Here is a 16,583-nt window from a genome sequence, read left to right as displayed (position 1 = left end):
AGGAGAGAGAACATGATATTACAAGCTAAAAACATCAGTAAACGATATGGAAATCATTTAGCCGTAAACAATATTCATTTACAGTTTGAAAAGGGAACCTTTAATGCGATTCTAGGACCAAATGGGGCGGGGAAATCAACGACGATTTCCATGTTGATTGGTTTGAAACAACCAACGCAAGGTGAAATCATCTATGAACCAGGTACTAAAATTGGTGTGGTCTTCCAAACCAGTGTTTTAGATGAGATGCTAACGGTTAGAGAAAATTTGACCATTCGTGCGAGACAGTACAAAGACCTAAAACCAAATCGTGTGTCTGATCTTATTGATCGGCTAGGTCTATCAGCTTTCCAAAAGCAGAAATACGGGACGCTTTCAGGTGGCCAAAAGCGTCGGGTTGACATTGCGCGTGCCCTGCTCTCACAACCAGATATTCTGTTCTTAGACGAACCAACGACAGGTTTGGATATCCAAACCCGAAAGTCTATTTGGGATTTGCTCTATCAATTGCAGAAAGAAGAGGGGATGACTGTTGTTTTGACCACGCATTATCTTGACGAAGCAGATGAAGCTGATCAGATTTATATTGTAGACCATGGGGAAGTGATTGCTCAAGGATCGGCACTAGATATTAAGAGTCAGTATGCTACTAATATCTTGAAGATTCGTTTCAAGGAGATGCAGCAGATAGAAAGTCTCAAATCTTCGGGAATGTCAGTAGAGCAACAAAGTCAATTGGAGTATATTTTTCAACCCAAGAGTGAAAGGGAAGCCATTGATTACCTGGCGCAAGTTAGAGATAATCTAGCCCATTTTGAGTTTCGTCCAGGGACCATGGATGATGCCTTTATTGCACTTACAGGAAGGGAGGTTCGCTAATGCTAGCCTTACTAAAGCGAAATTTTTTATTGTACTTCAGAAATCGTTCAGGAGTTTTCTTCTCTCTGTTGGGAGCCTTGATTTCCTTTATTCTTTATATTATTTTTCTTCAAAAAAATCTAACAGATGCTTGGGCTCAGCTCCCCAATAGTGGTCCTGTGTTAAATAATTGGTTAATGAGTGGGACGCTGGCTGTGACAGGGATTACGACAAGTCTGGCTGCCCTGACTCAGCTAGTAAAGGATCGTGAACATCAAGTAGATCAGGATCTTTATTTATCGGATCAAGGAAAGTGGCGGTTACCATTTTCGTATCTAACGAGCGCAATCATCATCTCTTTTTTCATGCAGGCCCTTATGTATGTGCTGATGTGTGGCTATTTTAGAGAAGTTCCAGCACTGTCTTTATTACCTGAAGTACTCCTTATTATGCTGCTTAGTAGCCTGCTTTCTAGTTTAGTGAATGCCATTTTTGTTTATTTTTTCCATTCCGTAGACAGTCTTGGGAAGTTTTCGACCATAGTGGGTACAGCTTCTGGTTTTTTGGTAGGGACTTATGTACCTTTAGGTGTTCTACCTGATTTTGCACAACTACTAATGAAATGTACTCCAGCAACTTATATTGCTGCACTTTATCGACAAGTACTCATGAAAGAAGCAGTGAGCGAAACCTTTAAGGGGCGAGATGATCTTCTTCGAGAATTTCAAGAAAAAATGGGTGTTCAGCTCAAATGGCAAGCCTTATTGACAAAGGAACAAACATACCTTATAGTGTTAGGTGGTATTCTTCTAGCTTTGGGGATTTGGGTTCCCTTAGCAAAAAGATCGAATAAAAGAAAGTAAGTGAGAATTGGAGTAGGAATGAAGATTCGTTTTGAGGAAAAACAGGATATCCCAGAAAACGACCCCTGTGTGGTCATTCAAGCCAAGCAATTATCCGATCAAGCACGAGAGGTGATGGACTATCTCGAACAATTTTCGACAGTGAATCAAGTAGTGATCCCTATCAAAACAGATGATCATTTGATCATGGTGAAAATTGATGACATTATTCTAGCCGAGATTGATAAGAATCAGCTGACCATTTATACGACAGACAAAACGTTCATCGTCAGAGATACTTTGACAAATTTTCAACATCGGATTAATCGTCGTAATTTTTTACAGATATCCCGCCACGCGGTGATGAATATCGACCATTTGGAATCGCTATCGGATAGTTTTTCAGGCAATATGATGGCTAAACTGACACGCGGAGTAAAATCAAGTGTCAGTCGGAAATATGTCAAATCCTTGATGGATTATTTAGGGGTATAGGAGAAAGTGATGAAACGAGTTATAGCTTATTTTGTATCTGGTATGAGGACAGGATCCTTCTTTTATTTGTGTTTGGTGTTATTATCCCATGTCTATCCCAACATCGTCTATCCCGCTGTAAATGTCCGTAACATCCTGGCGATCTTTTTGATGAGTGGGACAATGGGGGTCTTGACATTCATTCTTGAGGAAGAAGAGTTTTTGACCTATAGTTTGCGTGTGATCTTGCATTTAGTTGTGACAGCTACCATCTTAGCATTGACCTACTTATTTTTTGGCTGGGGGGCAGCCTTACGGAGTCCGATTCCTTGGTTGATCTTTCTAGCAATTTACGGTCTGATCTGGCTTTACCAGATTTGGCAACTCCATAAAAAAACTCAACGAATCAACCAAGCTTTGTTGCATCGCAGAAAAGGGAAATAGTCCCAGAAAAAAGTGTATAAGAAAACCACGAAGTTCATACCAAACTTCGTGGTTTTACTTTCTTAATAAGTCAAAACAAAGTATTTTTTCTTACCGCGACGGATAACGGTCAATTCATTTTCTAATTTATCGCTATCGCTCAAGACATAGTCAAGGTCTTGGATGCGTTCGCCGTTGACGTAGATAGCTCCATTTTGAACATCTTCACGGGCTTGGCGTTTAGAATTTACCACACCAGCTGTGACCAAGAGTTCAACAATGTTGAGGTTGTCTTCTGCTTGGACCTGGTAGTTTGGCACACCACGAAGGCCTTGTTTGAGTTCTTTAACAGAAAGGTTTTTGATGTTTCCTGCAAAGAGTTGTTCGGTGATGTTTAGGGCTTCCTTGTAGGCTTCTTCGCCGTGGACAAGGGTGACCACTTCACGCGCCAAGATCTTTTGAGCCAAGCGTTCATGAGGAGCGGCCTCAAACTGTTTGCGGATCTCTTCAATCTCATCAAGTGACAAGAAAGTGAAGATCTTCAAGAAGCGCACAGCATCTGCATCCATCACATTCATCCAGAATTGGTACATTTCGTATGGAGATGTTTTGTCTGCATTGAGCCAGACCGCATTGCCTTCTGATTTACCGAATTTCTTACCAGTTGCATCTGTGATCAAAGGCACAGTCATAACATGACCAGTTTTATCTGCTTTACGACGCATCAACTCAGTACCAGCTGTCATGTTTCCCCATTGGTCAGATCCACCGATTTGAAGGGTTACATTGTTTTCTTGGTTGAGGACGTAGAAGTCATAGCCTTGCATGATTTGGTAGGCAAACTCTGTGTAAGAAATCCCTGTTTCAATCCGTTTTTTAACAGATTCTTTACTCATCATAGCATTGACTGTAAAGTATTTTCCGACATCACGAAGGAAGTCAATAAAGCTAATGCTTCCGAACCAATCGTAGTTGTTGACCATTTCGGCTTTATTGTCACCATTTTCAAAATCGAGGAAACGAGACAATTGCCCTTGAATGGAGCGAACCCATTCTTGTACAGTTTCTTTTGTTTGGAGACTACGTTCAGCATCTTTGAAGGACGGATCTCCAATGAGACCAGTCGCACCGCCAACGAGCGCATAAGGTTTGTGGCCTGCTAGTTGAAGACGACGGCTCGTCAAGATGGCAACCAAGTGACCAAGGTGAAGGCTGTCAGCAGTTGGATCATAACCAGTATAATAAGAAACCTGACCTTCTTCCAGTGCTTTGCGTAAGGCTTCTTCATCCGTCGTTTGAAATACCAAACCACGCTCTTTTAGCTCATCAAAAATGTGCATGTGTCTTTTCTCCTTTATAAGTTTATTCATTTCTCTATTCTACCATAAACCACGGAAATGGCAATGGTTTCCATCATTTTCTTGACCTTACTCAAGAAGATTGAGTGACGATTTCTACGCTCTTGTGATTGAAAACAAAGGGCCTAATCTGCTATAATATAGGGAACAAGGAGAAAGAATCAGTGAATCAATTAAAAGAGAAGCTGCAAGAATTTTGGACGAAGATTCAAAAATTCTTTGCAAATATGTATACAGAAACTCCGAATAAGGAAAAAAATGAGGAAAGTAGCTGGTCTGTCGGTGATATTTTTGCGACCTTTTTACGAACCCTCAAACTCTTGTGGGATGTCATGATCGCCCTGTTCGTGTGCCTCTTTTTATTTGGCGCAGGGATCGGGATTGGTTATGCGGCGAGCCTCTTTAGTAACGTCAAGGTTCCAAAGACAGAAGAATTGGTCCAGCAGGTCCGCAATGTCAGCAGTGTTTCAAAACTGACTTATTCAGATAAGAGTTTGATTGCAGAAGTGGACAGTGATTTGATCCGCACGCCAGTAGCAGGAGACGCCATTTCAGACAATGTCAAGAAGGCTGTGATCGCTACTGAGGATGAGAATTTTGAAAGCCACAAGGGGGTTGTACCTAAAGCCGTTCTTCGGGCAACACTTGGATCTGTAGCCGGTGTGGGCTCCTCTAGTGGGGGATCAACCCTGACCCAGCAGTTGATCAAACAGCAAGTCGTGGGAGACGCTCCAACCTTTACTCGTAAGGCGACAGAGATTGTCGATGCCTTGGCTTTAGAGCGGGGAATGGATAAAAATGAAATCCTAACCACCTACTTAAATGTTTCGCCTTTTGGACGAAACAATCGGGGACAAAATATTGCGGGTGTGGAAGCTGCGGCTCAAGGGATCTTTGGAGTCTCTGCGAAAGACTTGTCCGTTCCACAAGCGGCCTTTATCGCTGGCTTACCACAAAGTCCGATTGTCTACTCTCCTTATGCTGCAGACGGTAGCCTAAAGAGCAAAGAAAACCTCGAGTTAGGTTTGGCGCGTGCCAAAGACGTTTTGTTCAATATGTACCGGACGGGAGCCTTATCGAAAAAAGACTACGAGACCTATGCTCAGTACGACTTGACCAAAGACTTCATGGCTCCAGATGGTATCGAGAAAACACCGCATGACTACCTCTACTTCCAAGCCATGGAAGAAGCAAAAGAAGCCATGTATGATTACTTGATCAAGCGAGACAATGTCACCAAACAAGACTTGAAAAATAATGAAACCGTCAAGGCTTACCAAGAATTAGCTGAGAGTGAGTTGCGCGAAGGTGGCTACACCATTCAAACCACGATTAACAAACCGGTTCACAATGCGATGCAGGCGGCAGTAGCGAATTTTGGAAGTGTCTTGGATGATGGGACGGGTCTTGTAGAAGTTGGGAATGTCCTTATGGACAACCGAACGGGTGCCGTTTTAGGATTTATCGGTGGACGGAATTTTGACGGCAACCAAAACAACCATGCCTTTGATACAGAGCGTTCCCCAGGGTCTACTATCAAGCCGCTGTTGGCCTATGGGATTGCCATCGACCAAGGCTTGATGGGAAGCAATAGCATCCTTTCTAACTATCCGACTAATTTCTCAAGTGGTGAGCCGATCATGCACGTGGATAGCCGAGGAACAGCGATGATGGATCTCCGTGAGGCCCTCAATACCTCATGGAATATTCCAGCTTACTGGACTTACCGGACCCTTCGTGAAAAGGGTGTGGATGTCCCATCCTACATGAAGAAAATGGGCTATGATATCCCTGAATATGGCATTGAAAGCCTGCCAATGGGGGGAGGAATTGAGGTCACTGTTGCCCAACATACCAATGGTTTCCAAACCATTGCTAACAATGGGAACTACCTCAAACGCTACATGGTAGAGCAAATCATTGATCGAGATGGAGATGTAGTTTACAAGCACGAGGCAGATCCTGTTCGTGTTTACTCTCCAGCAACGGCAACGATTATGCAGGATCTCTTGCGCGGGGTTATTACGTCTGGTGCTACAACGACCTTTAAGTCACGGATTAGCCAAGTCAACCCAACGCTGGCAGGTGCAGACTGGATTGGAAAAACCGGTACCACTAACTCAAATGGAGATATGTGGCTCATGTTGTCCACCCCTAATGTTTCTTTAGGAGGTTGGATTGGCCATGACAACAATGCTTCCATGCAGACCTTGACTGGGTACAACAACAATGCCCAATACATGGCGCAGTTGGCGAATGCGATCTACCAAGCAGATCCAAGTCTCTTCGGAATTCAGGATAAATTCACTCTCGATAAGAGTGTGATCCGTTCTGAAGTGCTCAAATCGACGGGTGAAAGACCGGGTCGCGTCAATGTCAATGGCCGGGATATCGATGTGAGCGGTCAAACGGTGACGAGTCTTTGGGCCAAAAACGGAGCGCCAACTACTCAATACCGCTTTGCCATCGGGGGATCGGATAGCGATTATCAAAGTGCTTGGGCGGCCATTCTCGGTAATAGCAGTGGAAATCAGTCGAATAATAAGAACAATTCGACAACCAATAGTTCATCAAGCAATAGTTCAAATCGAAACAGCTCAAATCGTGGCAATCGACGCTAGTCTGATCCAGTAGAAAACCTAGAGAAAGCCTTGATTTTTGGAGCAAAAAACGGTATAATAGTGATAACTAATTTGTCGTGTGCTTTATTTGAAATATTGTCCAAATAAGAGCTTACAGCAGTTAAATCTTACTTGAATAAGTCGATTTAGCTGCTCTTTTTGTGCCTATTTTTCAGAAAAATCCTAGTTTGTTACACAAATTTAATTTTTCTAAAAATTACAAAAAGCGACGAATGAGGTGAAGAGACAGCTCTTCACGTGATGCAAATCACACAATTGTAGTTAAAACCGGATAGGTGGTGAAAGTCATTTTACCAAGCTATCCTAGTATGGAAAAAGGAGCTAAAAACTTTGGCAGGACATGACGTTCAATACGGGAAACATCGGACCCGTCGTAGTTTTTCAAGAATCAAAGAGGTTCTTGATTTACCAAACTTGATTGAAATCCAGACAGACTCATTCAAAGATTTCTTGGATCATGGCTTGAAGGAAGTATTTGAAGATGTGCTTCCCATCTCAAACTTCACGGATACAATGGAATTGGAATTTGTGGGTTATGAAATCCGCGAACCTAAGTATTCGCTTGAAGAAGCGCGCATCCACGATGCCAGCTACTCAGCACCAATCTTTGTGACCTTCCGTTTGGTCAACAAAGAAACAGGTGAAATCAAGACCCAAGAAGTTTTCTTTGGTGATTTCCCAATCATGACGGAGATGGGAACTTTCATCATCAATGGTGGAGAACGGATTATCGTATCTCAGTTGGTCCGCTCACCAGGTGTCTACTTCAATGATAAGGTGGACAAGAATGGTAAGGTTGGTTATGGATCAACTGTTATCCCTAACCGTGGGGCTTGGTTAGAGCTTGAAACAGACTCAAAAGACATTGCTTACACACGTATCGACCGCACACGTAAAATTCCATTTACAACTCTTGTGCGTGCTCTTGGATTCTCTGGAGATGATGAAATCATCGATATCTTTGGGGACAGCGAATTGGTTCGCAATACCATTGAAAAAGATATCCACAAAAATCCAATGGATTCACGGACAGATGAAGCCCTCAAAGAAATCTACGAGCGTCTTCGTCCAGGTGAACCAAAAACAGCGGAAAGCTCACGTAGCTTGTTGGTAGCTCGTTTCTTTGATCCACGTCGTTATGACTTGGCACCAGTTGGTCGCTACAAGATCAACAAGAAACTCAATATCAAGAACCGCTTGTTGAACCAAACAATCGCAGAACCATTGGTAGATGCTGAAACAGGTGAAATCCTTGTAGAAGCTGGTACTGTCATGACGCGCGATGTGATCGACAGCATCTCAGAACAATTGGATAATGGTTTGAACAAAATCACTTACATTCCAAATGATGCTGCTGTTTTGACAGAGCCAGTAGAATTGCAAAAATTCAAAGTTGTCGCTCCAACAGATCCAGACCGCGTTGTTACCATCATCGGAAATGCCAATCCATCTGACAAAGTACGCATCGTAACTCCAGCTGATATCTTGGCAGAAATGAGCTATTTCTTGAACCTTGCAGAAGGACTTGGCCGCGTGGATGATATCGACCACCTTGGAAACCGTCGGATTCGTGCCGTTGGTGAATTGCTTGCCAACCAAGTGCGTCTTGGACTTTCACGGATGGAACGAAACGTTCGCGAACGGATGTCTGTACAAGATAACGATGTCTTGACACCACAACAAATCATCAACATCCGCCCAGTAACTGCAGCAATTAAAGAATTCTTTGGTTCTTCCCAATTGTCACAGTTCATGGACCAACACAACCCGCTTTCTGAGTTGTCTCACAAACGTCGTTTGTCTGCCTTAGGGCCTGGCGGTTTGACACGTGACCGTGCCGGATATGAAGTGCGTGACGTGCATTATACCCACTATGGTCGTATGTGTCCAATCGAAACACCTGAAGGACCAAACATCGGTTTGATCAACAACTTGTCATCTTATGGACACTTGAACAAATATGGTTTCATCCAAACGCCATACCGTAAAGTGGACCGTGAAAAAGGTGTAGTGACCAACGAAATCGTTTGGTTGACAGCCGATGAAGAAGATGAGTACATCGTCGCTCAGGCCAACTCTAAGTTGAACGAAAAAGGTGGCTTTGCTGAGCCGATCGTTATGGGACGTCATCGTGGTAACAACCAAGAGTTCCCATCTGATCAAGTCGACTACATGGACGTATCTCCAAAACAAGTAGTTGCCGTTGCGACAGCATGTATTCCTTTCTTGGAAAACGATGACTCCAACCGTGCCCTCATGGGTGCCAACATGCAGCGTCAGGCTGTGCCATTGATTGATCCAAAAGCCCCTTACGTGGGTACTGGTATGGAATACCAAGCAGCCCATGACTCAGGAGCTGCAGTCATTGCTCAACATGATGGTAAAGTTACTTATGCAGATGCAGACAAGGTAGAAGTTCGTCGGGAAGATGGAGCTCTTGATGTTTACCATATCCAAAAATTCCGTCGTTCAAACTCAGGTACGGCTTACAACCAACGTACCCTTGTAAAAGTTGGCGATGTCGTTGAAAAAGGTGACTTTATCGCTGACGGTCCATCGATGGAAAAAGGGGAAATGGCCCTTGGTCAAAACCCAATCGTCGCTTACATGACATGGGAAGGGTATAACTTCGAGGATGCCGTTATCATGAGCGAACGCTTGGTGAAAGAAGATGTCTACACATCTGTTCACTTGGAAGAATTCGAATCAGAAACACGCGATACCAAGTTAGGCCCTGAAGAAATTACCCGTGAAATTCCAAACGTTGGGGAAGATGCTCTTCGTGACTTGGATGAAACAGGTATTATCCGTATTGGTGCGGAAGTAAAAGAAGGCGATATCCTTGTCGGTAAGGTAACACCGAAGGGTGAAAAAGACCTTTCTGCTGAAGAACGTCTCCTTCACGCGATCTTTGGAGATAAATCTCGTGAAGTGCGTGATACTTCTCTTCGTGTGCCTCACGGTGGAGATGGAGTCGTTCGCGATGTTAAGATCTTTACACGTGCAAACGGAGATGAATTGCAATCGGGTGTCAACATGTTGGTTCGTGTTTACATCGCACAAAAACGCAAGATCCGCGTCGGAGATAAGATGGCCGGTCGTCACGGAAACAAAGGGGTTGTGTCTCGTATTGTTCCAGTTGAAGACATGCCTTACCTTCCAGACGGTACACCAGTTGATATCATGTTGAACCCTCTTGGGGTGCCATCACGTATGAATATCGGTCAGGTTATGGAACTTCACCTTGGTATGGCCGCTCGTAACTTGGGTATCCACATCGCAACACCAGTCTTTGACGGAGCAAGCTCAGAAGACCTCTGGGATACTGTAAAAGAAGCTGGTATGGATAGCGATGCTAAGACAATCCTTTACGATGGACGTACAGGTGAGCCATTTGACAACCGTGTCTCTGTCGGTGTCATGTACATGATCAAGCTCCACCACATGGTTGATGATAAACTCCATGCCCGTTCAGTCGGACCTTACTCAATGGTTACCCAACAACCACTCGGAGGGAAAGCTCAATTTGGTGGACAACGTTTCGGGGAAATGGAAGTGTGGGCCCTTGAGGCTTATGGTGCATCAAATGTCCTTCAAGAAATCTTGACCTACAAGTCAGATGATGTCAACGGACGTTTGAAAGCTTATGAAGCAATTACCAAAGGTAAACCAATTCCAAAACCAGGTGTACCAGAATCCTTCCGCGTTCTTGTCAAAGAATTGCAATCTCTTGGTCTTGACATGCGTGTCTTGGACGAAGATGATCAAGAAGTGGAACTTCGTGACCTCGATGAAGGGGAAGACGATGATGTGATTCATGTGGATGACCTTGAAAAAGCACGTGAAAAAGCAGCCAAAGAAGCAAAAGCAGCCTTTGATGCTGAAGAATCAGAAAAATAATCAGTAAAAATGATTGTCTTGTGAGAAACCAATGCTTCTGACAGGATGATTCGATAATAAGATACAGACACAAGGAGGTGGCAAGAAAGTTTTCTTTCTTTCCCCACCTAAGCTGTATCCAAATGAAACAAGTATGAAAACAAGGAAAGGTAAGAAATAGTGGTTGATGTAAATCGTTTTAAAAGTATGCAAATCACCCTAGCTTCTCCAAGCAAGGTCCGTTCATGGTCTTATGGAGAGGTCAAGAAACCTGAAACAATCAACTACCGTACATTGAAACCAGAACGTGAAGGTCTCTTTGATGAAGTCATCTTTGGACCTACAAAAGACTGGGAATGTGCGTGTGGGAAATACAAACGGATCCGTTACAAAGGGATCGTTTGTGACCGCTGTGGGGTTGAAGTAACACGTGCCAAGGTTCGTCGTGAACGTATGGGACACATCGAGTTGAAAGCGCCTGTATCACACATCTGGTACTTCAAAGGCATCCCTTCTCGTATGGGATTGACCTTGGATATGAGCCCTCGTGCCCTTGAAGAAGTCATTTACTTCGCAGCTTACGTGGTGATCGATCCAAAAGATACACCACTTGAGCACAAATCCATCATGACAGAACGTGAATACCGTGAACGCTTGCGTGAATACGGACCAGGTTCCTTTGTAGCTAAGATGGGTGCAGAAGCGATCCAAGACCTCTTGAAACAAGTGGATTTGGAAGCTGAAATTGCTCTCTTGAAAGAAGAATTGAAGACTGCAACTGGTCAAAAACGTGTGAAGGCTGTTCGTCGTTTGGATGTCTTGGATGCCTTCTACAAATCTGGTAACAAGCCAGAATGGATGGTTCTCAATATCCTTCCGGTTATTCCACCAGATCTTCGTCCGATGGTCCAATTGGATGGTGGCCGTTTTGCTGCCTCTGACTTGAACGACCTCTATCGTCGTGTGATTAACCGGAACAACCGTTTGGCACGTTTGCTTGAGTTGAATGCCCCTGGTATCATCGTGCAAAACGAAAAACGGATGCTCCAAGAAGCCGTTGATGCTTTGATCGATAACGGTCGTCGTGGTCGTCCGATCACAGGACCAGGTAGCCGTCCATTAAAATCATTGAGCCACATGCTCAAAGGGAAACAAGGACGCTTCCGTCAAAACTTGCTCGGTAAACGGGTCGACTTCTCAGGACGTTCTGTTATCGCCGTTGGTCCAACTCTTAAGATGTACCAATGTGGTGTACCACGTGAAATGGCGATCGAGCTCTTCAAACCATTTGTGATGCGTGAAATCGTTGCGCGTGATATCGTGCAAAACGTCAAAGCTGCAAAACGCTTGGTCGAACGCGGAGATGAACGCATCTGGGATATCCTAGAAGAAGTAATCAAAGAACACCCAGTTCTCTTAAACCGTGCACCGACCCTTCACCGTTTGGGGATCCAAGCCTTTGAACCTGTCTTGATTGACGGGAAAGCCCTTCGCTTGCACCCGCTTGTCTGTGAAGCCTACAATGCCGACTTTGACGGTGACCAAATGGCCATCCACGTACCGCTTTCAGAAGAAGCTCAAGCAGAAGCTCGTATCTTGATGTTGGCTGCTGAGCACATCTTGAATCCAAAAGACGGTAAACCAGTTGTTACTCCATCTCAGGATATGGTATTGGGGAACTATTACCTCACTATGGAAGAAGCTGGTCGTGAAGGCGAAGGCATGGTCTTCAAAGACCGTGATGAAGCGGTCATGGCCCTTCGCAATGGCTATGTTCACTTGCATACACGTGTCGGAATTGCGACAGATAGCTTGAACAAACCATGGACAGAAGCGCAACAACACAAGATTCTCTTGACAACTGTTGGTAAGATCCTCTTTAACGATATCATGCCTGCAGAGCTTCCATACCTTCAAGAGCCAAATAATGCCAACTTGACAGAAGGCGTTCCGGCTAAGTACTTCTTGGAACCTGGTCAAGATGTCAAAGCAGCGATTGAGAAATTGGAATTAAACGTTCCATTCAAGAAGAAAAATCTTGGAAATATCATCGCAGAAATCTTCAAACGCTTCCGTACAACTGAAACGTCTGCTTTCTTGGACCGCTTGAAAGACTTGGGTTACCATCATTCAACCCTTGCTGGTTTGACAGTGGGGATTGCCGATATTCCGGTCGTTGAAGATAAGGCAGAAATCATTGAAGAATCTCACAAACGTGTGGAACAAATCACTAAACAATTCCGTCGTGGTTTGATCACAGATGACGAACGCTACAATGCCGTTACAGCTGAATGGCGTGCAGCCCGTGAGAAATTGGAAAAACGCTTGGTAGATAACCAAGATCCGAAGAACCCAATCGTTATGATGATGGACTCTGGAGCCCGTGGTAACATCTCAAACTTCTCGCAACTTGCCGGTATGCGTGGTTTGATGGCCGCTCCAAACGGACGGATCATGGAATTGCCAATCCTGTCAAACTTCCGCGAAGGTTTGTCAGTACTCGAAATGTTCTTCTCAACTCACGGTGCCCGTAAAGGGATGACCGATACGGCCTTGAAGACAGCCGACTCAGGTTACTTGACTCGTCGTTTGGTTGACGTGGCCCAAGACGTCATTATCCGTGAAGATGACTGTGGAACAGACCGTGGACTTGTGATTCGTGCCATTACTGATGGTAAGGAAATGATCGAGCCACTCGAAGAACGCTTGACTGGTCGTTATACCAAGAAATCTGTTAAACACCCTGAAACAGGTGAAGTCATCGTTGGTCCAGATACCTTGATTTCAGAAGACCTAGCACGTGAAATTGTCAAAGCTGGTGTGGAAGAAGTCACTATCCGCTCTGTCTTTACATGTAACACCCGCCATGGTGTCTGCCGTCACTGTTATGGTATCAACTTGGCGACTGGTGATGCGGTTGAAGTGGGTGAAGCAGTCGGAACTATCGCTGCCCAATCTATCGGGGAACCTGGTACACAGTTGACCATGCGTACCTTCCACACGGGTGGGGTTGCCTCAAATACCGATATCACTCAGGGTCTTCCTCGTGTCCAAGAAATCTTTGAAGCCCGCAATCCAAAAGGGGAAGCGGTCATCACTGAGGTCAAAGGGGAAGTCACAGCGATCGAAGAAGATGCTTCTACACGCACTAAGAAAGTCTTTGTTAGCGGAGCAACTGGTGAGGGCGAATACGTTGTCCCTTACACTGCCCGCATGAAAGTCGAAGTGGGAGATCAAGTTTCTCGTGGTGATGCTCTGACAGAAGGGTCTATCCAACCAAAACGTCTCCTTGCCGTTCGTGATGTCTTGTCTGTTGAAACTTACCTTCTTGCAGAAGTACAAAAAGTATACCGTAGCCAAGGGGTAGAAATCGGCGACAAACACATCGAGGTAATGGTTCGTCAAATGATCCGTAAAGTACGTGTCATGGATCCAGGAGATACAGACCTTCTCATGGGTACTCTGATGGACATTACAGACTTTACAGATGCCAACAAGGACGTCCTTATTTCTGGTGGAGTTCCTGCGACTGCTCGTCCAGTCCTTATGGGAATTACCAAAGCCTCACTTGAAACCAACAGTTTCTTGTCTGCGGCTTCCTTCCAGGAAACAACTCGTGTTCTTACAGACGCAGCGATCCGCGGTAAGAAAGACCATCTCCTTGGTCTTAAGGAAAATGTTATCATTGGTAAGATTATTCCTGCAGGTACAGGTATGGCTCGTTACCGTAACTTGGAACCACAAGCAGTCAATGAAGTTGAAATTATCGAAGAAGTGCCATTAACAGATGGAACAGTCGATGAAGTTCAAACAGCTGAAGTCATAGAAGAATAAGAAAATAAGTCGGAACTACAAGTTCCGGCTTTTTTTGAAAAAATTATAAAAATTTATTATTTGAAAAATAATTGTATAATTATTGAATTATTTTTTTACCAAAAATATTAGCCCGGTAAAAGTCGTGCTGTAAATACTTACAATTAGTGATTATATGGATATGTATTCTAAACGTCAAAATAATAAAATGACTAACTATTAGTAATTTCTTTATAAAACCCAAAATCGGTTTGACATTTAAAGTCATTGGCGGTAGAATGAAAAAAGATGTACACAAATTAAAAAAATGTCGAATTACATGCATGTCGACGGGGGAAGTTTATGGGAAAATTGAAAATAATGGTTGTGTTTGGGACGCGACCGGAGGCCATTAAAATGGCCCCTTTGGTGTTGGAGTTGCAAAAACAAAAGGAGGTTATTGAGACCATTACGGTGGTCACTGCCCAGCACCGTCAAATGCTGGACCAGGTTTTAGAAACCTTTAACATCGTACCTGATTACGATTTGGATATTATGGGGAAAAGCCAGACCTTATTAGACATTACCTCTAAAATTCTGAATCAATTAGATCCAGTTATCAAAAAAGAAAAGCCGGATATGGTGCTCGTCCATGGAGATACGACCACTACCTTTGCGGCTAGTCTGGTTGCCTTTTACAATCAAGTCCGCATTGGTCACGTCGAAGCTGGTTTGAGAACCTTTGATAAATATTCTCCATATCCAGAAGAGATGAACCGTCAAATGACGGATGATTTAGCGGATCTGTATTTTGCGCCGACGGGCGAAAGTAAGGCCAATCTCTTAAAAGAAAATCATCCGGAATCTTCTATTGTGGTGACAGGAAATACTGCTATTGATGCGCTGAAACTCACGGTTCAAGAGAACTATCATCACGAAGTACTGGATCAATTAGATCCAGCTAAAAAAATCATCCTGGTCACTATGCATCGAAGAGAAAATCAAGGCCAACCCATGCGAGCGGTCTTTGGAGCTCTGAGAGAAATGGTGGATCAAGAACCGGATATTGAAGTGGTTTACCCAGTGCACCTTAGTCCAGCGGTCCAAGAGGCGGCAAACGATCTATTAGGAGATCATGATCGGATCCATCTCATTGCACCTTTAGATGTGCTTGACTTCCACAACTTGGCTTCGAGAAGTTACTTTATCATGTCGGATTCAGGTGGGGTACAAGAAGAAGCACCATCATTGGGGAAACCGGTATTGGTATTGCGTGATACAACAGAACGCCCAGAAGGGGTCAAAGCAGGAACTTTGAAATTAGTTGGTACGGATCCTGCCGTCGTCAAATCCACGATGACGGAGCTCTTAACCAACGAACATCTTTATCTAGAAATGGCAAATGCCCGAAATCCTTATGGAGATGGAAGAGCTTCTGAGCGAATCGTGCAAGCTATTAAACATTACTTTGGCCAGGGAGATGCTGCTGAAGAATTTCATGAGGGAGAGAAAGAATAAATGAAAAAAACGGAAAAGTTAAGTAGATGGTTGCTGATTTTGATTGTTTTCGAAGTACTTCTTTTACTTTACTGCTTGTTTTTTGCAAGAGAGATTCTGATTGAAGAAGGATTGTTCTTTGTTTTAGGATTATTTTCTGCTATTGTTTTATCGGATTTATTGTTGACATGGACCATCCTGTTGTCATTTGCCCTTGGGATTGTCTTTTTGGTGGCGGGTGTCGTCTATATCCCGTTTCATCAAGCCTTGCTTCTGCTCTTTAGTTTTCCAATCTTGATTGGAATTTTGACCCGAATTCGCTATCACCTCTTTAAAGAGATTGCAAAAGTGAAGGATCAAGAGCCAGAAGCTTACGCAGATTACCGCAACCGCATCGCTTCTTATGGTGGGGAAACCAATGATACGATTCAGGCCTTACTCATTCACTGGTCGCACGAGGAATTGTTCTTCCAATTGCAACCGAGAGAGTACAATCGGACCTTGAACCAAATCAACTATTTGTTAACGCATCATCTGAAGCCAAATGAAAGCTTGTATTATGTATCAGACGGTAATTTCTTGATCTTATCTTCTGATAGCGAGCGGGATCTGAAGAGCGATTATATGACGGTCTTAAAACCACAGTTGGAAAGTCTGGTGTTCCAAGGAGAAGATGGGGTTCAGGGCATCCAATTTCAGTCAGGATTTCTTGTAGTGGATCAATCCAATCGAACCAAATACCATCGCTATAAAGAAATGATTCGTTACTTAAAACGTCAACTTGAAACAGATATTATTGTGGAATATTAGGAGGAAAA

At 43.9% G+C, this 16,583-nt stretch carries 10 protein-coding genes; 9 read left to right on the top strand and 1 reads right to left on the bottom strand.

From position 1 onward, the window contains the following. Positions 1 to 12 precede the first annotated feature (12 nt). From QM351_RS08375 to QM351_RS08360, 4 genes are read left to right on the top strand one after another with little or no spacing between them, the layout of a single operon-like run. A complete protein-coding gene (locus tag QM351_RS08375) occupies positions 13 to 879 on the top strand; it encodes an ATP-binding cassette domain-containing protein (RefSeq protein ID WP_070674615.1) in 867 nt (288 codons plus the stop codon). Beyond that, positions 879 to 1,721 carry an ABC transporter permease gene (locus QM351_RS08370; RefSeq protein ID WP_049472885.1) on the top strand — a complete coding sequence of 281 codons (843 nt, stop codon included), beginning with the start codon at positions 879 to 881 and terminating at the stop codon, positions 1,719 to 1,721. The genes QM351_RS08375 and QM351_RS08370 overlap by 1 nt, the downstream gene beginning before the upstream one ends. Before the next feature lie 18 nt (positions 1,722 to 1,739). Beyond that, entirely contained in the window at positions 1,740 to 2,195 is a 456-nt protein-coding gene (locus QM351_RS08365) for a LytTR family DNA-binding domain-containing protein (protein WP_003013710.1), read from the top strand. A gap of 9 nt (positions 2,196 to 2,204) precedes the next feature. After that, on the top strand, positions 2,205 to 2,618 hold the full coding sequence (locus QM351_RS08360) for a DUF3021 domain-containing protein (RefSeq protein WP_031572583.1): 414 nt from the start codon (positions 2,205 to 2,207) through the stop codon (positions 2,616 to 2,618). 62 nt (positions 2,619 to 2,680) lie between these two features. On the opposite strand, the gene tyrS is transcribed toward QM351_RS08360, so the two are convergent. Next, a complete protein-coding gene (gene tyrS / locus QM351_RS08355) occupies positions 2,681 to 3,937 on the bottom strand; it encodes a tyrosine--tRNA ligase (RefSeq protein ID WP_414327186.1) in 1,257 nt (418 codons plus the stop codon). Positions 3,938 to 4,119: 182 nt separating this feature from the next. Here tyrS and pbp1b point away from each other — a divergent pair, with 182 nt between their 5' ends. The 5 genes from pbp1b (at position 4,120) to QM351_RS08330 (ending at position 16,575) form a co-directional block, all read left to right on the top strand. Beyond that, positions 4,120 to 6,576: a penicillin-binding protein PBP1B gene (gene pbp1b, locus QM351_RS08350; RefSeq protein ID WP_414327185.1), complete on the top strand. Its 2,457-nt coding sequence runs from the start codon at positions 4,120 to 4,122 to the stop codon at positions 6,574 to 6,576. Between the two features lie 351 nt (positions 6,577 to 6,927). Then, positions 6,928 to 10,497: a DNA-directed RNA polymerase subunit beta gene (rpoB, locus tag QM351_RS08345; protein WP_414327184.1), complete on the top strand. Its 3,570-nt coding sequence runs from the start codon at positions 6,928 to 6,930 to the stop codon at positions 10,495 to 10,497. 159 nt (positions 10,498 to 10,656) lie between these two features. Further along, positions 10,657 to 14,310 (top strand): DNA-directed RNA polymerase subunit beta', encoded by a 3,654-nt coding sequence (rpoC, locus tag QM351_RS08340; RefSeq protein ID WP_414327183.1) that lies wholly within the window; start codon positions 10,657 to 10,659, stop codon positions 14,308 to 14,310. A 321-nt stretch (positions 14,311 to 14,631) separates the two neighbouring features. Further along, a complete protein-coding gene (gene wecB, locus QM351_RS08335) occupies positions 14,632 to 15,786 on the top strand; it encodes a non-hydrolyzing UDP-N-acetylglucosamine 2-epimerase (RefSeq protein ID WP_414327182.1) in 1,155 nt (384 codons plus the stop codon). Continuing rightward, positions 15,787 to 16,575 carry a hypothetical protein gene (locus tag QM351_RS08330; RefSeq protein ID WP_368397540.1) on the top strand — a complete coding sequence of 263 codons (789 nt, stop codon included), beginning with the start codon at positions 15,787 to 15,789 and terminating at the stop codon, positions 16,573 to 16,575. It abuts the gene before it with no gap. Positions 16,576 to 16,583 lie beyond the last annotated feature (8 nt).

Origin of the sequence: Streptococcus parasanguinis (genome assembly GCF_047465465.1) — a bacterium.
Lineage (GTDB): Bacteria > Bacillota > Bacilli > Lactobacillales > Streptococcaceae > Streptococcus > Streptococcus parasanguinis_AI.
This window is presented reverse-complemented; position numbering and strand designations above follow the sequence as displayed.

Bases quoted from the DNA above. Each gene is read 5' to 3' on its own strand.
- QM351_RS08375 (WP_070674615.1), top strand. From the start codon at position 13: ATGATATTACAAGCTAAAAACATCAGTAAACGATATGGAAATCATTTA.
- QM351_RS08370 (WP_049472885.1), top strand. From the start codon at position 879: ATGCTAGCCTTACTAAAGCGAAATTTTTTATTGTACTTCAGAAATCGT.
- QM351_RS08365 (WP_003013710.1), top strand. From the start codon at position 1,740: ATGAAGATTCGTTTTGAGGAAAAACAGGATATCCCAGAAAACGACCCC.
- QM351_RS08360 (WP_031572583.1), top strand. From the start codon at position 2,205: ATGAAACGAGTTATAGCTTATTTTGTATCTGGTATGAGGACAGGATCC.
- tyrS (WP_414327186.1), bottom strand. From the start codon at position 3,937: ATGCACATTTTTGATGAGCTAAAAGAGCGTGGTTTGGTATTTCAAACG.
- wecB (WP_414327182.1), top strand. From the start codon at position 14,632: ATGGGAAAATTGAAAATAATGGTTGTGTTTGGGACGCGACCGGAGGCC.
- QM351_RS08330 (WP_368397540.1), top strand. From the start codon at position 15,787: ATGAAAAAAACGGAAAAGTTAAGTAGATGGTTGCTGATTTTGATTGTT.